At 73.2% G+C, this 19,137-nt stretch carries 15 protein-coding genes; 9 read left to right on the top strand and 6 right to left on the bottom strand.

Annotated elements, in window-relative coordinates; translation table 11 throughout:
• Complete coding sequence (locus tag EDD34_RS19760; RefSeq protein ID WP_123816082.1) at nucleotides 1-789, top strand: CPBP family intramembrane glutamic endopeptidase; 789 nt, start codon at nucleotides 1-3, stop codon at nucleotides 787-789.
• A gap of 46 nt (nucleotides 790-835) precedes the next feature.
• The gene (locus EDD34_RS19765; RefSeq protein ID WP_123816083.1) at nucleotides 836-3,418 is read left to right on the top strand and encodes a lysylphosphatidylglycerol synthase transmembrane domain-containing protein; all 2,583 of its coding nucleotides are present in this window, start codon (nucleotides 836-838) and stop codon (nucleotides 3,416-3,418) included.
• Nucleotides 3,419-3,511: 93 nt separating this feature from the next.
• Here EDD34_RS19765 and EDD34_RS19770 read toward each other — a convergent pair whose 3' ends face one another.
• Together EDD34_RS19770 and EDD34_RS19775 are read right to left on the bottom strand one after the other, a co-directional pair.
• Nucleotides 3,512-3,793, bottom strand: coding sequence for an HU family DNA-binding protein (locus EDD34_RS19770; RefSeq protein ID WP_123816084.1), 282 nt, complete (start codon nucleotides 3,791-3,793; stop codon nucleotides 3,512-3,514).
• 234 nt (nucleotides 3,794-4,027) lie between these two features.
• Nucleotides 4,028-4,870, bottom strand: coding sequence for a copper resistance CopC family protein (locus EDD34_RS19775; protein ID WP_170177135.1), 843 nt, complete (start codon nucleotides 4,868-4,870; stop codon nucleotides 4,028-4,030).
• Between the two features lie 178 nt (nucleotides 4,871-5,048).
• On the opposite strand from EDD34_RS19775, the gene EDD34_RS19780 reads away from it, so the two are divergent.
• Nucleotides 5,049-6,431, top strand: coding sequence for an MFS transporter (locus EDD34_RS19780; RefSeq protein WP_123816086.1), 1,383 nt, complete (start codon nucleotides 5,049-5,051; stop codon nucleotides 6,429-6,431).
• A gap of 1 nt (nucleotide 6,432) precedes the next feature.
• Here the strand turns inward: EDD34_RS19780 and EDD34_RS19785 are convergent, their stop codons facing one another.
• Together EDD34_RS19785 and EDD34_RS19790 are read right to left on the bottom strand one after the other, a co-directional pair.
• Nucleotides 6,433-8,577 carry an NAD(+) synthase gene (locus EDD34_RS19785; protein ID WP_123816087.1) on the bottom strand — a complete coding sequence of 715 codons (2,145 nt, stop codon included), beginning with the start codon at nucleotides 8,575-8,577 and terminating at the stop codon, nucleotides 6,433-6,435.
• Between the two features lie 69 nt (nucleotides 8,578-8,646).
• The gene (locus tag EDD34_RS19790) at nucleotides 8,647-9,210 is read right to left on the bottom strand and encodes a hypothetical protein (protein ID WP_123816088.1); all 564 of its coding nucleotides are present in this window, start codon (nucleotides 9,208-9,210) and stop codon (nucleotides 8,647-8,649) included.
• Nucleotides 9,211-9,301: 91 nt separating this feature from the next.
• Here EDD34_RS19790 and EDD34_RS19795 point away from each other — a divergent pair, with 91 nt between their 5' ends.
• The 5 genes from EDD34_RS19795 (at nucleotide 9,302) to EDD34_RS19815 (ending at nucleotide 13,790) form a co-directional block, all read left to right on the top strand.
• The gene (locus tag EDD34_RS19795) at nucleotides 9,302-10,537 is read left to right on the top strand and encodes an amidohydrolase (RefSeq protein ID WP_123816089.1); all 1,236 of its coding nucleotides are present in this window, start codon (nucleotides 9,302-9,304) and stop codon (nucleotides 10,535-10,537) included.
• A gap of 65 nt (nucleotides 10,538-10,602) precedes the next feature.
• Nucleotides 10,603-12,078, top strand: a complete 1,476-nt coding sequence (locus tag EDD34_RS19800) for a sensor histidine kinase (RefSeq protein ID WP_123816090.1) — start codon at nucleotides 10,603-10,605, stop codon at nucleotides 12,076-12,078.
• Nucleotides 12,075-12,746: a response regulator gene (locus EDD34_RS19805; RefSeq protein WP_123816091.1), complete on the top strand. Its 672-nt coding sequence runs from the start codon at nucleotides 12,075-12,077 to the stop codon at nucleotides 12,744-12,746. The genes EDD34_RS19800 and EDD34_RS19805 overlap by 4 nt, the downstream gene beginning before the upstream one ends.
• A gap of 154 nt (nucleotides 12,747-12,900) precedes the next feature.
• A complete protein-coding gene (locus tag EDD34_RS19810) occupies nucleotides 12,901-13,206 on the top strand; it encodes an SHOCT domain-containing protein (RefSeq protein ID WP_123816092.1) in 306 nt (101 codons plus the stop codon).
• A gap of 98 nt (nucleotides 13,207-13,304) precedes the next feature.
• Nucleotides 13,305-13,790: a hypothetical protein gene (locus tag EDD34_RS19815; protein ID WP_123816093.1), complete on the top strand. Its 486-nt coding sequence runs from the start codon at nucleotides 13,305-13,307 to the stop codon at nucleotides 13,788-13,790.
• A gap of 43 nt (nucleotides 13,791-13,833) precedes the next feature.
• Here EDD34_RS19815 and EDD34_RS19820 read toward each other — a convergent pair whose 3' ends face one another.
• Both EDD34_RS19820 and EDD34_RS19825 read right to left on the bottom strand, forming a co-directional pair.
• Nucleotides 13,834-15,873, bottom strand: coding sequence for a penicillin-binding transpeptidase domain-containing protein (locus EDD34_RS19820; RefSeq protein WP_246012588.1), 2,040 nt, complete (start codon nucleotides 15,871-15,873; stop codon nucleotides 13,834-13,836).
• 99 nt (nucleotides 15,874-15,972) lie between these two features.
• On the bottom strand, nucleotides 15,973-16,641 hold the full coding sequence (locus EDD34_RS19825) for a hypothetical protein (RefSeq protein WP_246012589.1): 669 nt from the start codon (nucleotides 16,639-16,641) through the stop codon (nucleotides 15,973-15,975).
• A 209-nt stretch (nucleotides 16,642-16,850) separates the two neighbouring features.
• On the opposite strand from EDD34_RS19825, the gene EDD34_RS19830 reads away from it, so the two are divergent.
• Complete coding sequence (locus EDD34_RS19830; RefSeq protein WP_170177136.1) at nucleotides 16,851-19,106, top strand: SpoIIE family protein phosphatase; 2,256 nt, start codon at nucleotides 16,851-16,853, stop codon at nucleotides 19,104-19,106.
• Nucleotides 19,107-19,137: the final 31 nt, after the last annotated feature.

Consider the following 19,137-nt stretch of genomic DNA (forward strand, 5'->3'; position numbering starts at 1 on the left):
GTGAGCACTGTGGAGAGCCGGCGGCGGATCGGTGCCGAGATCTGGATCGTGCTGGGGCTGAGCCTGGGCAAGGCGGCGCTCTACTCGGTCGTGAACATCACGGCACGCCTGACCGACGGCACCCCGCTCGCCGAGCAGACCGCCACGCTGAACGCGAGCCAGTCCGAGCGTCCCTGGCTGGATCTGACGTACCAGCTGCTCGGCATCGGTTTCGGCCTGGTCCCGGTCGCGCTGGCGCTCTACCTCCTGAGCGCCCGCGGCCGGGGCTCGCTCGCCCGGATCGGGCTCGACCGCGCCCGGCCGGGCCGCGACCTGGCCTGGGGCGTCGGCCTGGCGGCGCTGATCGGGATTCCCGGGCTGGCGTTCTACTCGCTGGGTCGCCTCCTGGGCATCACCGTCGAGGTGCAGGCCAGCGCGCTGAACGACCAGTGGTGGACGGTTCCGGTGCTGCTGCTGTCCGCGCTCTACAACGGCCTCCTGGAGGAGGTCATCGCGGTCGCCTACCTCTACGAGCGCACCCACGACCTGGGGTGGGGACGGGTGCGGTTCATCGTGGCGAGCTCGCTGCTGCGCGGTTCGTACCACCTGTACCAGGGGATCGGGCCGTTCCTGGGGAACGTCGTGATGGGCGTGCTGTTCTCGTGGTTCTACACGTCCCCGCGGTTCCGGCACGGCGGCCGGCACCGGATCGTCCCGCTCGTCGTCGCGCACACCCTGCTCGACGTCGTCGCGTTCGTCGGCTATGCGCTGGTTCCCGTGGAGTGGCTGGCGGCCATGGGTGCGGCGTGACCACGTTGTCCGTCGCCTCGCAGACCACAGCCCTAGACTCGCGAGTATGTCCCACGCGACCCGGCGGGCCGCCGATCCCCTGAGCGTGGTCCGCGTCGTGGACACGCCGGAGGTCCGCGTCCGGCACCCGCGCGACCTGCTCGGCCTCGTGGTGAGCGCGCTCGGCGTCGTCCTCGTGCTGGTGATGTCGGTCGCCGCGCACGGCACCACCGAGGGTGTCACCCAGGACGTACGGAACTTCAACGACCTCGTCGCGGACATCCTGTTCGTCCCCGTCGTGGTGCTGCAGGGCGTCGTGGCCATCCTCGGCCCCGTGGCGGTGCTCACGGAGCTCGGCCTGCGCCGGCTCGGCCGCCAGGTCGTGGAGTCGATCGTGGCCGGAGCCGGCGGGCTGGTCATCGGGATCCTGTTCGGCCTCGGCGTGCGCTACCTGGGCAGCGACGACCTGGTTCGCGGCATGTCGGTCTGGGTGCTCGGTGAGGGCTACCAGCTCGTCATCCCCACCTACGCGGTGGCGCTCACGGCACTGCTCACCGTGGCCGGGCCCGCGACCCGCCGCCGGTCCGTGCGGTGGACCTGGAACCTGCTGTTCCTCGCGCTGCTCATCGTCCTCATCACCGGCCAGGTGTCGCTGCCCGGAGTGCTCGTCGCGATGTTCCTCGGCCGCGCCGTCGGCCAGGCCGTGCAGTACGTGTCGGGTGTCCGGAGCGAGCGGGCCTACGGCCCGGATCTCGTCGAGGCGGTCCGGCGGGCGGGTTTCCGCCCGCGGGCGGTGGTGCGCGTCCGCGCCATGTCCGACGACGCCGACCACGTCGGAGCCACGACGGAACCGGTGACCGAGGTGGACAAGAGCGGCACCACCACCACCCATCTCCCGGTCAGCGTGCTGAGCGCGCCGCGCGGGGGCGATACGCACCCGGGCCGGTCCGAGCCGCCGTCGGACCCCGCCACGCTGGCCCTCGCCAGGACCCGCGACACCCGGGTCTACGCGCTGTTCACCGACGACGGCGTACGCCGCGACGTCGTCGTGCTCGACGGCGACCGCCAGGTGGTCGGCACCCTGACCCGGCTCTGGCGGGCCCTGCGGCTGCGGGGCATCGAGGGCCGCGCCGCGATCTCGCTCAAGGCGGTGGCCGAACGGCACGCGCTGCTGTCGTACGCGGCGATGGCCGCCGGGGTGCGCACCCCTCGGCTGCACGGCATCGGCGAGGCCGGCGACTCCGTGGCCCTCGTGCTCGAGCACCCTCAGGGCGCGACGCCCCTCGCGGAGGTGCCCGCGGACGAGGTGGACGCACAGGTGCTCGACGAGGCCTGGGACCAGCTCGGCCGCGCGCACGGCGCCGGGCTGACCCACCGCGCGCTGGCGCCCGACGTGCTGCTCGTCCACCGGGACGCCGCCGGCGACCCGCACGTGTGGCTGACGGGCTGGGAACAGGGCGACATCGCCTCGACCCCGCTCTCCCGACGGCTCGACCTGGTGCAGATGCTCGCCGTGCTGTCGGTGAAGGTGGGGGCGCGGCAGGCGGTCGCCTCGGCGGTGCGGGCCCTGCCGGACGAGGACATCGCCGCCATCGGACCCCTGATCCAGTCCATCGCGCTGCCCCGGCCCACCCGCGAGGCCCTGCGCGCGCAGAAAGGGCTGATCGGCGAGCTGCGGGACGCCATCGTGGAGCATCTTCCCGAGGCGGACATCCAGCCGCAGCGGATCACCCGGTTCGGCGCGCGCACGGTCATCATGCTCACGCTGACGATCGTGGCCGTGGCCGTGGTGGTCGGCACCATCAGCTTCGAGCAGATCGCCGACGCCGTCCGCGGGGCGAATCCCTGGTGGGTGGCCGCCGCCTACGGGTTCGGGCTCGTCACGTGGTTCGGCCCGGCCCTGACGCTCGTGGCGTTCTCACCCGGCCGCGTACCGCTGTTCCGGGCCACGCTGACGCAGGCCGCCGGTTCGTTCGTGGCGCTGGCGGCACCGGCGGGGATCGGGCCGGCCGCCCTGAACCTGCGCCTGCTGACGCAGCGGGGCGTGTCGGTACCGATGGCGGTCGCGACCGTGGCGCTGGTGCAGGTGTCACAGTTCGTGGTGACGGTGCTGCTGCTGATCGTGATGTCGGTGTTCACGGGGGAGGGCGTGCTGGTCGAGCTGCCCTCGGCCTCCGTCCTCCTCGCCCTGGGCGGCGCGGCCGTGGCCGTGGTCGCCGTGCTGCTGGTGCCCCAGGTGCGGCACCGGACGCTGAACTACATCGGTCCGCGCGTACGGCAGGTGTGGCCGCGACTCGCGTCGATGCTGTCGCACCCCGGACGGCTGGCCGTGGGAGTCGCGGGGAACCTCGTGATGACCCTGGGCTACGCGCTCACGTTCGACGCCTGCCTGCGCGCACTCGGGGAGTCGCTGCCGCTGGTCGACGTCGCGCTCGTGTACCTGGTCGGGAACGCGCTCGGCGCGCTCCTGCCCACACCGGGCGGCCTGGGCGGCGTGGAGGGTGCGCTGACGGCCGGGCTCGCGGCGGCCGGGCTGTCGCCGGCGCTGGCGGTGTCGGGGGCGCTGCTGTACCGCGTGGTCACGTACTGGGGCCGCATCCCGCTGGGCTGGGTCGCGATGCGCTACCTGGAGCGCAAGGGGGACCTGTAGCGTCCGGGCAGACCGGAGGCCCGGCACCCTCGAGGTGTGCCGGGCCTCCTTGCGCCGATCAGCTCGGCAGTCACCGAGCGGGCCGGCGTCGCGTCACTTCGCGACAGCCTTCTTCAGGAGCGAGCCCGCGCTGATCTTCACACCGAAGTTGGCGGGGATCTGGATCTCCTCGCCCGTCCGCGGGTTGCGGCCCGTGCGGGCGGCACGCTCGACGCGCTCGGCCGAGAACAGGCCCGTCACCTTGACGGCCTCGCCCTTGCCGAGCGACTCGATGAGCACCTCCTGGAAGGCATCGAGCGCCTTGTCAGCGTCAGCCTTCGTGAGGCCGGACTTGGACGCGATGGCCGAGACGAGCTCGGTCTTGTTGAGCGACATGCGGTTCCCTTCTTCGGACACGAGTCGGCCGTCACGCCGACGTCGATGTCCGATCATGCCAGCAGATCGGCAGAAAATCGCGAAGAACCGCATTTCTGCCGCGAGTCATCACGTGACGAAGACCTCACCAACGATTTGCTGACGACCGTAGGGCGCGGACATGAATCTCCGAACACACGTTCGTGACGGTCGCCGGGAGAGCCTCGCCGGCGGCGCGGAGCGCCGTGGGCGCACTCACTCGCCGCCGCCACCACCCGAGTCGCCGCCACTTCCGGAGCCGCTGTCGGAGCCGCTGTCGCCGTCGGACGACCTGTCCCGGTCGCCGGAGTTGCCGTCCGCAGAGCCCGTACCCGCGGCGTCGCCGCGGTCCCGCCTGCGCCTCGTCGCGTCGTGCTCCATCCTGCGCCATCTGACCACGAGCATGACGAGGACCACGGCGAGCCCGCCGATGAGCGCGAGCCCCGCAGCCCCGCTCGGGATCCCGGCGGACGTCTCGGGTGACGCGTCGGCGCTCCCGGCACCGACGTCGCGCCCTGCGCCCGTCGGCTCGTCGGGCTCCGGCGTTTCGCCCGGGTTCGCGGACGCCGCCTCCGTGGAGTCCTCCACCGGCTCGGCGTCCTCGGGTGCCGCGGACGGCTCGGGCCCGGCGACCGTGAAGGAGAACGCCCCCTCCAGCGGGTGGCCGTCGCCGGAGACGATGTGCCAGGCGGCGTCGTAGTCGCCGCCGGGCAGCGTGGCGGGGACCGTCGCGGTGAGCACGGCACCGTCCACCGCGATGTCCCTGAGGCTGACGGCGTTGCCGTCCTCGCCCGTGAGGACCACCTCGGCGCCGGTCGCCAGCGGCTCGCCGGAGAACGTCAGTGTGATGGCCGCGGGCATGGCGTCGAGCTCGTCGCCGTCGGCGGGATCGCTCGACAGCAGCTGATCGTGCGCGGCGGCGGGCGGGGAAGCGATCAGGAAGATCCCCGCGACGCTCAGGCAGGCGACGCACGCCGCGACGAGCAGGACGGCGATCCGGGTGCTCGCACGCGGGCCGGTGGCGGCGCGCGAATCCGCGGGGGTGACAACTTCAGGCATGTCTCGCACCCTACTCCGGGACGCCGACATTCCTCCGTGGTTCGGCGGCCTGTCGATCGTGCGCTTCACCACGTCACACGGCTGGATGTGACGGTGCGCACACGGCGGCCGGGGGGCGCACGGAGGTGTCGGTGTCCGCGGCTACGGTGTGGGGAACAGCCCGTCGAGAGCGAACACGATGACCGAACCCACCGCAGCACCCCCGCACGGCCGCCGCAACACGGCCGTCCTCGTCATGAGCAATCTCCTGGGCGGGATCGGTGTCGCCTCCGGGGCCGCGGTGGGCGCCCTGCTGGCGGAGCACCTCGGCGGCACGTCCATGGGCGGGCTGGCTCAGGCGGCCAGCGTGCTCGGTGCCGCGGTGGCGGCCGTCCCTCTCGCGGGAACCGCCGCCCGGCGCGGCAGACGGCTGGCGCTGAGCTGGGGATACGGGCTGGCGACCGTCGGCGGGCTGCTCATCGTCACGGCGGCGGTCCTGGACCAGGCCCTGCTGTTCCTGGCCGCGATGGCGTTGTACGGCGTGGCCAACGCCGCCAACCTGCAGTCGCGGTACGCCGCCGCGGACAACGCGAGCGCCGCGACGCGCGCCCGCACCATGGCGATCGTCGTCTGGGCGACGACGGTGGGATCGGTGGCGGGCCCGAACCTCGCCGCGCCCGGAGCGGCACTGGGCCGGGCATTCGGTGTGCCCGGCCTGTCCGGGCCGTATCTCTTCGCCATCGCCGGGTACGTGCTGGCCGGCCTCGTCGTGGGGCTGTTCTACCGTGACCCGCGGCCGGCGTCGGCCCCTGCCGGGACGCGGGACGTCGCCGAGACACCGGCCACGGGCACCGGAGCGCCCGCCACGAGCACCGAGGCACCGGCCACGAGCACGGGAGCGCCGGCCGCGACCGTCCCTCCGGAGGAACGCCCGGCCACCGCACTCGGCGCGCTCGCCTGGGCCTGGCGTCACGGCCGGGCCCGGTTCGCGGTGGTGACGATGGCGGTCGCGCACGCCGTGATGATCATGGTGATGGTGATGACGCCCCTGCACATGCAGCACGGCGGGATGTCGCTGGAGCTCGTCGGGATCGTGATCAGCCTGCACGTGCTGGGCATGTTCGCGCTCAGTCCGGTGTTCGGCTGGCTCGCCGACAGCTGGGGCGCCGTGCGGACCGCCGTTGCCGGTCTGGCGCTCCAGGCGACGGCCGTGGTTCTCGGCTTCGTCGCCGCCGTGGCGGCCGACGGCGCCGGGGCCGACGCGGAGGCGCACGCCGCCGCGACCGTCGTGACCGCGGCGGCGCTGGTGCTGCTCGGGCTCGGCTGGTCGGCCTCGGTCATCGCGACGTCGGCCCTCCTGGCCGGCGTCGGCGAGACGCGCGTCAGGGTGCCGCTCCAGGGCGCGTGCGACGCCCTGATGAACTACGCCGGTGCGGGCGCCGCCGCGCTGGCCGGTCCGGTACTGGCGTTCGGCGGGTTCCAGGCGGTCAACATCACCGGAGCGATCCTGCTGGTCCCCGCGGCCATCGCGTTCGCCACCCGGCGGCGGGTCCGGCGGGGCGCCACGCTCGCCGCCCGATAGGTCAGCCCGCGGGGACGTTGCGCTCCAGCTCGGCCAGCCATGTCGTCGCCCGGGCGTCCGACGGCATCCGCCAGTCCCCGCGCGGCGACAGCGTGCCACCGGCGAGGACCTTCGGGCCGTTCGGGATCGCGGACCGCTTGAACTGGTTCGCGAAGAACCGCCGCAGGAAGAGCTCCAGCCAGCGCCGGATCGTCGCCAGGTCGTAGGCCGTCCGGTCGGCGTCCCGGTAGCCGGGCGGCCAGGTGCCGCTGTCCGGGTCACGCCACGCGTGCCAGGCGAGGAACGCGATCCGGCTGGGCCGCATGCCGTGGCGCAGGGTCCAGAAGAGCGAGAAGTCCTGCAGCGCGTACGGCCCCACCGACGCCTCCGTGGACTGCGGCGCCTCGCCGTCGCGGGCCGGGATGAGTTCCGGCGTGATCTCCTGGTCGAGGATCTCGGCGAGGACGGCGTTGGTCCCGGAGCCCGCCTCCCCGAGCTGCTCCGTGTCGATCGCCCAGCGGATGAGGTGCTGGATCAGCGTCTTCGGCACGCCCGTGTTGACGGCGTAGTGCGACATCTGGTCGCCGACGCCGTACGTGGCCCAGCCGAGCGCCAGCTCCGACAGGTCACCCGTGCCGAGCACGATGCCGCCCCGGTGGTTCGCGAGCCGGAACAGGTAGTCCGTGCGCAGGCCGGCCTGCACGTTCTCGAAGGTGACGTCGTACTGCCGCGTCCCCGCCGAGTACGGGTGGTCGAGGTCCTTGAGCATCTGCTCGGCGGCGGGCTTGATGTCGAGCTCCGCGAACGTCACGCCCAGCGACCGCGACAGCCGGGTGGCGCGCTCCTTCGTCTCCGCCGACGTCGCGAAGCCCGGCATCGTGAACGCGTGGATGTCGCTGCGGGGCCGGCCGAGCCGGTCCATCGCCTTGGCGGCCACGACCAGGGCATGCGTCGAGTCCAGCCCGCCCGAGACCCCGATGATCACCCGGGGCGAGCCGATCGCCGTGAGCCGCCGCTCCAGCCCGCTGACCTGGATGTTGTAGGCCTCGTAGCAGTCCTGCGCGAGCCGGTCGGCGTCGTCGGGCACGAACGGGAAGCGGTCGACGGTGCGCCGCAGCCCGACGTCGCCCGACGGCGGCGCCGCCGTGAACGCGATCTCGCGGAACGTGTCCGACGACGCCGCACCCGACGCCGCGGTCGCCCGGCCCGTCACGCCGTGCACGCCTTCCGCGCCGTTCGCGCCCGCCGCGCCACGACCGCCGTCGTCCGCGATGCCGAGCGACCGGGCGTTGTCGTCGAAGCTGCCCTGCCGCTGCCGCTCCTGGCGGATGCGGTCGAGGTCGACGTCGACGACCGTGCGGCGCGGTCCGTCCGGGAAGCGCTCGGTCTCCCCGAGCAGGTCGCCGCACTCGTAGACCATGGTCTGCCCGTCCCAGGACAGGTCCGTGGTGGACTCACCCTGTCCGGCCGCCGTGTAGGCGTACGCGGCGTTGCAGCGCGCGCTCGCGCTCCGGACCAGGAGCCGCCGGTCCTCGGCGCGCGCCACCGTGATGGGGCTCGCGCTGAGATTGAGCAGGACGGTCGCGCCGGCCAGGGCGGCACGGGCCGACGGCGGCACCGGCACCCACATGTCCTCGCACACCTCGACGTGGATCGCGAGGCCGGGCACGTCCTCGGCCCGGAAGATGAGGTCGGTGCCGAGCGGCACGTCCGCGCCGAGGAGGCGCATGGCGGTGTTCTGGATGCCGGCCCCGGAGGCGAAGTGCCGCTTCTCGTAGAACTCCCGGTAGTTCGGCAGGAAGGACTTGGGGGCGACGCCGAGAACACGCCCGCGATGCACGACGACGGCGCAGTTCAGCAGCCGGTTCCCGTGCCGCAGCGGCGCGCCGACGACGAGCACCGGAGCCAGGTCCGCGCCCTCGGTGAGCAGGTGTCGCAGGGCGTCCAGCACGCCGTCGAGCAGGGTGTCCTGCAGGAGCAGGTCGTCGATGGCATAGCCGGACAGGCACAGTTCGGGGAACACCGCGACCGCCACGCCCTCGTCGTGGCAGGCGCGGGCCTGCTCCAGGACCGCCGCGGCGTTGGCGGCCGGATCGGCGGGCGTCACCGGAACGGTGCACGCCGCGACGCGGGCGAAGCCCTGGGCGTACGCGTTGTAGAAGTCCACGCTCCGAGTCTAGGTTCGGGGCTCGTGCCCCGACCGCCGGCGGCGACCATGGTCCCGGTGGGGTGGGGGCTACGCCTGCGCCGGTTGCGGGGTCCTGAAGGTGCGGTAGAACGGGTAGGTGAACGCCAGCGTCCAGACGAGGAAGAACACCGCGATGACCACGTTCCCGGTGGGCGTGTAGCCGGCCTTCTCCTCGGCGTCCGTCACGGCCATCACGGTGCCCGCGGGATCGGCCGGGTCGTACACCACCTCGAACGAACCCTCGTACGGCGCGGGGGCCGGGGACCAAGCCTCCTGGTACGCGGTCTTGGGCGCGCTCTCGGGGTCGTTGAGGGCGAGCTGCTGCGACCCGTCCGGCAGTGCGACCGTCGCCCGGACCTCCGGGTCCATGACCTCGCGCCGGTCCACGCCGTCCCGCTGCTTCTCCCGCACCGCGGCGCGACCCTCGGCGCCCGTCGCCGTGGCGCGGTCGCCGTCGGACAGCAGGTTCTCCGCGTCGGCCGCCTGGCCCATGGCGGCCGGGATGAGCGCGAGGGCCATCACCGTGAGCACGGCGCCGATCGTGAACAGCAGCCGGATGACGCGCGTTCCCCAGGTGTCGCCGAGGAACCTGCCGAGCGTTCGGGATGCCACGTTGAGTCTCCTTCGCGTAGAACGTCCGCCCGGATCCTATCGCCGGCCGGTTCGCCCGGAGCACTGCAGCGCCTGCGCCATGATGTTGCCCATGACAACTCGCTCCAGCGTCGCCATCACCGGCGCCTACGTCGTCCCCGTCGCCGCGGAACCCGTGCGGAACGGCACCGTCCTGATCGAGGACGGCGTGATCACCGCCGTCGGACACGACGTCGCGATCCCCGAGGGCACCCCGACCGTCGACGGCTCGGGCAAGTGGCTGCTCCCCGGGTTCGTCGAGGCCCACGGCCACATCGGCACCCACGAGGAGGGCGAGGGCTGGGCCGGCAACGACACCAACGAGATGACCGACCCGGACGGCTCCGCGCTGCGCGCGCTCGACGCCGTGAACATCGAGGACGAAGGCTTCCACGACGCTCTCGCGGGCGGCGTGACGAGCGCCGTCCTGAAGCCCGGCTCCGGCAACCCGATCGGCGGCCAGACCATCGCGATCAAGACCTGGGGCGGCCGGGTCATCGACGAGCAGGTGATCAGCGACTCGGTGTCCGTGAAGTCGGCGCTCGGCGAGAACCCCAAGCGCGTCTACGGCGACCAGCAGAAGCAGCCGTCCACCCGTCTCGGCACCGCGCACGTGATCCGCAAGGCCTTCGTCGACGCGCGGAACTACATGGCCAGGCGCGACGCCGCCGAGGCCAAGGGTGAACCGTTCGAGCGGAACCTCGGCAAGGAGGCCCTCGCCCGGGTCCTCGCCGGCGAGCTCGCATGGGACCAGCACACCCACCGGGCGGACGACATCGCCACGGCCATCCGGCTGTCGGAGGAGTTCGGCTACCGGCTCGTCATCAACCACGGCACGGAGGGCCACCTGATCGCCGACGTCCTCGCCGAGAAGGACATCCCCGTCATCTACGGCCCGATGTTCGTGTCCCGCTCCAAGGTCGAGGTGCGCCGGCGCGCCAACGTGAACATCGCGAAGATGGCCGCCGCGGGCGTCCGCGTCGCGATCACCACGGACCACCCCGTCATCCCGATCGACTTCCTGGTGCACCAGGCGTCGTTCGCCGCCCGCGACGGCCTGCCGCGCGAGACCGCACTCGCGGCGATCACCACCAACCCGGCGTCGTTCCTGGGGCTCGACGACCGGGTCGGCGCCATCAGGCCGGGCCTCGACGGCGACGTCGTCCTGTGGTCCGGCGACCCCTTCGACTCCGACCAGCGGGCCGAGCGGGTCTTCATCACGGGCACGGAGGTCTACCGCTGGGACCACGAGGCCGACGGCGGCCGTGGCGCCCGCCGCGTCGTGGAACGCACCGACCGCTTCGCCTGAGGTGCCGGGCGGAACGGCACCCCGGGGTGACGCATCCGGCGCGGGCCCCGGCTAGCGTGGCGAGCATGTCGCTCGAGCAGGAGGGCCGCCCGCTGCAGGCCACCGCGGACCGGGGGCCGCTCGATCGGCGGCGCCCACGGGTCTTCGTCGCGACCGCCGTGCTCGGCGGGGCTCTGCTGGGAAGCCTCGGGGCCGGCTACTCCCAGCCCGAGGCGCGAGGGTTCGACGTCGGCGCGTTCGCCCTGCTCCTGGTCGCGCCCCTGGCGATCGTCCTCCTCCTGCCACGGCGCCCCGCGACCGCCGTGGTCGCGTCCGTCGGCGCCACCGGCTCCTACCTCCTCGCGGGCTACGCCTGGGGGCCGGCGATCCTCGAGCCGGTGGTGCTGCTGACGGTGGTGGTGCTCTGCGGCCCGGCCCGGCGCGGGCGGATGATCGCCTGGGCGGGTGTCGCGTTGCTGCTCGCCACGGTCGTCGCCAGCTCGGCGATCGCCCCGCCCGTGTTCCGGGAACCGGGCTGGGGCGGGCCGCCGGGGCGCTCGGGCGTGTGGGGCCCGCACAACGGCCCGGACGGCGGCGGGTGGGAGCCCACGGTCGGTCTGTCACCGGCGGGCTTCGTCGCGGGCGCGGCCTGGACCGTCGTCCCGCTCCTGGCAGCGGGCGCGGTCCGGGACCGCGCCACCCGGCGGACGGCAGCTCGCGCGGCAGCCCGCGAGACCGCCGCCGAACGGGAGCGCACCGCCGTCACGGCCGAGCGGCTGCGGATCGCCCGCGAGCTGCACGACGTCCTCGCCCACTCGCTGTCCGGCATCAACGTGCAGGCCGGCGTGGGACTGCACCTCCTCGACCGCGATCCGGGCCAGGCCCGGACCGCCCTCACCGCGATCCGCGACACGAGCCGCGACGCCCTCGCCGAGGTCCGCACGGTCCTCGGGATCGTCCGCGGGGAAGCGGGCGAGGAGCAGGCGATCGCGGGCACCGAGCGTGCCGGAGCGCCCGAGGGTCCCGGACCGCCGTCGTCCACCGACACCGGCGGCGCGCCGCTCGCACCGTCCTGGGATCTTTCGGCTCTGGAGCGGCTCGCGGCACAGACGCGTGCCGAGGGACTCGCCGTGACCCTGGACGTCGACGCCTCCGGGCTCCCCGACCGCGTCGCCGGTGCGGTGCACCGGGTGGTGCAGGAGGCGCTGACCAACGTCCGGCGGCACGCCGCCGGCGCCACGCGCGTCACCGTCTCGGTGCGCCGGAGCGGCACGTCCTGCCAGGTCGTCGTGTCCGACGACGGTCGTGGCGCACCCGGTACCGGCGATGGTGTCGGCGCCGGCACCGGCGGGTATGGACTCCGGGGCATGCGGGAACGGGTCGAGGCGCTCGGCGGGATCGTGGACGCGGGCCCCGACGACGTCGGATGGCTGGTCCGCGCCTCGTTCCCGCTGCCGCTTCCCGCGGCCGGCCACGACGCGGACACCGGGTCCGGTCACGAGACGGACCTCACGCCCGGCCACGCCCCGAACGGCGACGGACCCCGAGGAGAGCACGCATGATCGACGTCCTGATCGCCGACGACCAGGCGCTGGTTCGCGGCGGGTTCCGTGCCCTCGTGGACTCCGAGCCCGACATGCGCGTCATGGCGGAGGCGGCGACCGGCGACGACGCCGTCGCGCTGACGCTCGAACACCTGCCCGACGTCGTCCTCATGGACATCCGGATGCCCGGCACCGACGGCCTGGCGGCGACCCGCAGGATCGCCGCGGACTCGCGCGCGGCCGGCGTGCACGTGGTGGTGGTGACGACGTTCGAGCTCGACGAGTACGTCACGGAGGCCATCCGGTCGGGGGCCGCGGGCTTCCTCGTGAAGGACACCGACCCGGCCGACCTGGTGCGGGCGGTGCGGGTCGCCGCTTCGGGGGAGGCGCTCCTGTCGCCGAGCGTGACCCGCCGGCTGCTCGCCCGGGTCGCCGGCGCGGCGCGGGACGTCCCGCCCCATCCCGGCCTGGACGACCTGACGCCACGCGAGCGCGAGGTGCTCGTGGAGGTCGCGGGCGGGCTGGCCAACGACGAGATCGCCCGCGGGCTCCACCTGTCGGAGTCGACGGTGAAGACGCACGTGTCGCGCGTGCTCACGAAGCTCGGCGCGCGGGATCGCGCGCAGCTCGTCGTCATCGCGTACGAGTCGGGCCTGGTCCGGCCGGGCTGGGACGGCGAGCTCTGACCGGTACGGACGGGGTACTCACGACGGTACGCGGGGCCGACGACGGCGCAGCTCCTCCGGAGAAGACTCGTGGTGCGGCCGGAGATCCGGTCGCCGGCGCGGACCGCGCCGACGTCGGCGGCCCGTCCCGGGCCGCACACCGGAGGAGTCCGACATGAACACCCTGGCGCAGATCGCCACGCACGTGCCGCACGACGGCTGGGGCTGGGGCGGCAGCCCCGGCTGGTTCGTCATCTTCCCGATCCTGTGGTTCCTGCTCGTCGTGGCGATCGTGGTGCTGATCGCCCGGTCGGCCCGGCGCGGGTTCCGCCAGGGACCGCCGTGGGCACGGCAGGCCGGACCGCACCCCGTCGCGATCCTCGGCGAGCGCTACGCCCGCGGCGAGATCGACGAATCGGAGTACCGCAGCCGCCTGACCGTCCTCCGCGGCACCGGGGATCCCGGTGGTGACAGGAGCTGACCACGACATGCCCATGGCGGGTTTCTGCCATACTCATGGCATAAACCCGCCATATCACGAGTTTGGAAACGTGACGTGAAGCGACAAAGATCCTTCACATGCGTACCCCCATCATCGCGGCCGCCGTCGCAGGCGTACTCCTGCTGAGCGGCTGTTCCGTGGCCGGCGCCCAAGCCGGCGAGTCGACCGGTGCCCCCGAGGCCACCCCCACCGGTGAGAGTCGGATCGATCTCCAGGCGCCGGACACCCAGGTCGGCCTCAGCCAGGAATACGACGTCGTCGAGGCCTGTGACGCCTTCTTCGGCGGGCGCACCCCGCTGGCCGGCAAGGTGCGGTCGCTCGCACCCGTGGTCGCCCAGCAGCTCGACCCGTCCACCACTCAGGGGCAGGTCTCGAAGATGAGCAACCAGATCTCGTCCTTGATCGGCCTCGCGCCGAAGAAGCTCACCACGCACCTCGAACGCATCCGCACCCCGTTCGACCAGGCCAAACAGGGCAGCCTGGCCCGGCCGCAGGACGTGGTGACCGGCATCGAGTCGTTCAGGGCCACATGCCTCCAGGAAGGCTGGGTCAAGGTCGCCTAGCGGCGCGGGCCTGCCGGAACCCCGGTCCCGGCAGGCCCGTCCGTCAGTTCCCCGCCAGGAAGTCACGCATGATCGGGCCGGCCGTGGTGGAGCCGAGGTCCCCGTCCTCGACGAACACGGCGACCCCGATGTCTCCCTTGATCGCGACCATCCAGACGTTCGTCTTGCCGTCGTTGCCCTCGGCGCTGCCGGTCTTCGCCCCGACCACGCCCGAGACGCCCGCGAGCGCGTCCCTCGCCGACCCCTCCTCGACGACGCCCCCCATGAGCTCACGGAGCGTGGCGGCCTCGTTCTCCCGCAACGTTCCCGACGGCGCCTCGGCACCCTCGGTCTCGTCCGTGACCACGAGCATCGGGCTCACCGTGCTGCCGCCCGCGGCGCTGGCCGCGACCGTCGCCATGGCGAGCGGCGACGCGAGCACCCGCGCCTGCCCGATGAACGACGCCGCGTGGTCCGCCTCGCTGATGTCCGCGGCGGGGACCTCGCCCAGGTAGCCGGCCGCGCCGAGTCGTGACGCCTCCAGCCCGAGGCCGAGCGACGCCGCGGCGTCGTGCAGGTCCTGCTGCGAGACCAGTTCGTGCTGCCCCACCATCGCGGTGTTGCACGAGTGGGCGAACGCGGTGCGGAACGGCACCTCACCGAGCGCACCGGCCGGGTAGCCGTCCACGTTGTCGAACTCCTTGCCCACCACGATCCGCTCGGGGCAGGAAACCGTGCTGTCCGGCGTGAGCCCGTTGCGGAGCATCCCCAGGGCGGAGGCGATCTTGAACGTGGACCCGGGCGGGTACTGTCCGAGCATCGCCGTGTTGTACCCCTGGCTCCCTTCGCCGGAGGCCGCCGCCAGCACGCCGCCGGTCGTGGAATCGACCGCGACGACGGCGCTCGGCGAGTCCTCGCCCGCTTCGGCGAGCACCCGCTCCGCATGCTGCTGCATCGCCACGTCCAGCGTCAGCTCGACCGTCTCGCCGTCCTTCGCCTCCTTCGCCCAGAGCTCGCGAGGCTCGTCGTCACCGTCGGCCTTCGCCGCCGTGACGCGGATTCCCGGCGTTCCGCCCAGTTGCTCGTCGTAGGCGGCCTGGAGCCCGGAGACACCGACGACGTCGCCCGCCTCGACGCGCCCGTCGGACTCCTCGATGATCTCGGCGGTGGCCTCACCGGTGGTGCCGAGAACCGGGCGGGCGAACTCCGCGGTGGGCGCCAGCGCGCGGGTACCCGGGATGAGCAGCACGCCGGGGGTCTCCTCGAGGGCCTGCCGGTCGTAGTCGGGGTCGCTCACCCGGATGACGATCGCCTGCACGAAAGCCTTGTCGCCCGAGGACTCGGTGCGCGCCACGAGGTCGGCGCGCGCCTCGTCGCCGAAGTCGAGCAGGTCGGCGAGGGTCTCCGCGGTCGCGCTCCACCGGTCGGCGTCGACGCGTGACTTGTCGACGCCGACCGTGAGGACGTCCCGCTCCGTCACGATCGTCTTGCCGCCCGCACCGACGATGTCCGCGCGCCGGGGGGCGACCCTCTCGACCGCCAGCCGTTCCCCGGACTCCAGTTCGGGCGCGAGGATCGCGGGCGTCCAGGCCGCCTGCCACTCGCCGGGCTCCCGTCCGTCGGCGCCCGGGTAGGTGAACTCGACGTCGGTGGTGTACTCCCAGACCTCGTCCTCGGTGAACGGCCAGGACCAGGCGTAGGTGGCCGTGAACGACGCCGTCCCGTCGTCGGCCTCCGTGACGGGTGTCGTCTCCGCCAGCGAGACCTCGAACTCGTCCGCGGACTCGACCAGCCCGGCGAAGACGGCCTCGTACTGCTCCTCCGGGACCACCGAGGTCTCGGTCGTCATCGGGACACCCGCGAGTTCGCCCGATCCGAGCGCGGCGGCGAGGTTCTCGGCGGCGGGGTCGGGGGCCGGGACCGGTGGCTCACGGAGCAGGAACCAGCCCAGCGCGACCGCGGCCGCCGCCAGTGCCACGCCGGCCACGACGCCGAGCACGAGGCCCGTGCGGCGGCGTCTCGGCACGCCCGGCGCCGGGGGTACGGCGACGGGCGGAATCTGCTCGACGGGCGGCGGGGTGTTCGGTCCGGATTCGGGCTGCACCCTTGCGAGGTTAGTAGAGCCCTTGGCTCAGGTCATGCACTGTTGCCGCGGTTCGCGGGTGAAACTGTTGCCGCGGTTCGCGGGTGAATCCGTGCGACGTCACCCGACCGGCGCCTCCTTGACCACGTCACGCCACTCGGCGGGATCGAGCACCGCGCTGTCCTCCCGGCCGGCCCACCGGCGCACGTCGTCGATGGTGTCGGCGAGCAGGGAGCGCAGCCGGGCGTCGACGTCGGGCACGAACGCCTCGGAGATTCCCTGGACGGCGGTCGACACGACGCTCGGGGCGGCGTCCCGCACGAACCGCTTGGGACGCACCGTGGTTCCCGCGCAGAACCGCTCGGCCCACGCGGCCGTCTTGGGGACCGACTCGAGCGCCTCGACCGATTCCGGTGCGAGCGTCCCGGACGGCCTGTCGTCCAGCACGTCGAGCATGCGCTCGGCGCCGTAGATCGCCACGGCGAGGGTCTGCTGCCGGTCCGCCGGTGAGATGGGCAGCGCGGCCTGGGCGGCACGCAGCGCGATCCGGACGTCCCAGCGCTGGTCGTCGCTGGTCAGCCCGATCACGGACGGGATCAGCGGTGCGAGTTGCGGCCGCGCGTGATCCGAGGTCAGGTCGTTGACGGCACGGGCGAGCATGGCCACCAACGGGTGCGTGCACGACGGGTGGTCACTCCATCTCTCACCCGCGAGGAACGACGCGAGCTCCATGAAGCACGCGCCCTTCTTGGGGCTCCGGTGCTTGCCGCGTCCGAGCATCGGCAACATGTCGAAAGTTCCAGCGCTTGCGGTCACGATCCACCCCCACTGTGGGTTCGATGCTTCGTCCAGTGTGCGCGCGGTGTGATGAGGATCGCAATACCTACACCGACGTTCGGCCCATCCCGCCACCCGGGCACGAGGCCGTCCAGGCCCGCCATCCCGCCGATATCCGCCTCCGGCGGGCGTGGCCGGACGTTTCCCGTGATACTGGGAAGATGCCGACGGACCTCCAGGCCCTGAACGACCTGGCGCACGTCGGTCTCGGGACCCCGGCCGCCGATGAAGCCTTCGAGCGGTTCGCCCGACTGGTGCGCCGCCATCTCGCCGTGCCCGCCGCCGCCGTCGTGATCCTGTCCGACGACGGCACCCCCGCGGCGGGGCATGGTCACGAGCGCTCCGGCACCGCGGCGAGCCCGCCGGACGACGAGCTGCTCCACCTCCGGACCGGGCTCGCCCGGCCGGTCGTCGAGGCGGACAAGCCGCTGGTGATCGAGGACGTCCGCGACGACAGGACGTTCGGCGCCGGCCCCGTCGTGCGGAACCTGGGCGTCGTCGCCTACGCGGGCTTTCCGGTCCACGACCTGCGCGGACGACCCATCGGCGCGCTCGTCGCCGTCGACGACCGGCCGCGGCGCTGGTCCCCCGAGGCGCTCGCCACCCTCGAGGACCTCGCCGCCGCCTGCAGCGCGGAGTCCCGCCTCCAGGCAGAACGCGAGCGCGCCCGCCGCGTGCAGCACGCCGCGGTCCGCGCGAACCGGCGCAGCCGCTTCCTCCTCTCCCTCAGCGAGGCGTTCGCCGGCGCGCAGTCGGTGAACGACATCGACGCCGTCATCGCCGACATCGGCACCACGGGCATCGGCGCCCGGTACTGCGGCCTCGCCCTCGTCGACACCGACCGGCGCGGGATCACCTACACCTCGCTGGCCCATGTCGAACCCGGGTTCCCCGCGTCGTTCCGGCACGCGCGGCTCACCGAGGACCGCCCGGTCTGTGAGGTCGTCCGGACCGGAAAGCCGCTCTTCTACGCGTCGGACAACGAGCTGATCACCGCGTTTCCCGAGGTCGCGCAGTACAGCAACCACGGCTTGGGGGCCCGCGCCTTCCTCCCGGTGCTCTCGCCGAGCGGCACGGCGTTCGGCATCCGGCCGGGCGGGGTGGTCGGCGTCGTGGTCTTCGTCTGGGAGCGGGAGGCGCGCAACGACCAGGACCTGTTCGCGCTCGGCGCGGCCCTGGCGCAGTACGCGGGCGACGCGCTGGAACGCGCGTGGCTGCTGGACGAACGCCGCCGGGCGGCGACCACCCTGCAACGCTCCATGCTCAGCCGGCTGCCGCAGATCGCTCACCTCGACCTCGCGTGCACCTACTCCCCGGCCACGCGGTCCGACCAGGTGGGCGGCGACTGGTACGACGCCGTCCCGCTGGACGACGAGGCGTCGATCTTCATGGTGGGGGACGTCACCGGCCACGACATGCGCGCCGCCGCCACGATGGGTCAGCTCCGCTCCCTGCTCCGGGCTCTCGCGTGGAGCCATGACGCCGCGCCGTCCGAGCTGCTGCGCCTGCTCGACAAGGCGAACGACGGCCTGGGCCTGCGCGCCTCCGGCACGGCCGTGCTGGTGCGCCTGGACCGCGTGAAGCACGGTGGCGGCACCTACGAGGTGACCTGGTCGAGTGCGGGACATCCGCCGCCCCTCGTGCTCCGCCAGGACGGCAGCGTCGACCGGCTCGACGCGCGCGGCGACATGATGCTCGGTGTCGTCCCCGGCATCCGCCGCACGGACCACGCGACGCTGCTCCGGCCGGGCGAGACGCTGCTGCTGTACACCGACGGGCTCACCGAACAGCACTCCGCCTCGGAGGACGAGGCGCTCTCGGGCCTCGAGAAGACCCTCGCGAGCCTCGCCGACACGGCGACGGCCGCGCTCCCGATCACCCTCGTCCGCCGGCTCATCGGCCAGGACCAGCACGACGACGTCGCCGTGCTCGCGGTCCGCGTGCGCAGGGCGACCATGCCGAGCAACCGCTCGGAGCCCGGCACCGCGCGCGTCGAGCGCAAGGTGGCGGACGACCTGTCGGACCTCGCCCCGGCCCGGCTCTGGATCGACGACATGCTCGAGACCTGCGGGGTCCCCCTCGCCCAGCGCCGGACCATCACGCTGCTCGCGTCGGAGATCCTGACGAACGCCCTGGACCACGGCCGGGCTCCGATCAGCACGGTGCTCGACATCGATCCCGCGCGGGTGCGCGTCGGCGTGCGCGACGGCTCGCCCGTGCGGCCGCGGATGAAGGACCCGGACGTGCGGGAGTTCGGAGGCAGGGGCATACAACTCCTCGAACGGCTGGCGTCGCGATGGGGCGTGGACCGGCACGTGGACGACGACGACACCGGGCTCGACGAGGCGACCCGAGGCGCCTCCCGGGACCGCGGCCGGGGAAAGACCGTCTGGTTCGAGATCGACCGGGAGCCGTGACCGGCCACGCCGCGTCGGTGTCAGACACCCG

This window comes from Myceligenerans xiligouense, assembly GCF_003814695.1.
GTDB classification, from domain to species: domain Bacteria; phylum Actinomycetota; class Actinomycetes; order Actinomycetales; family Cellulomonadaceae; genus Myceligenerans; species Myceligenerans xiligouense.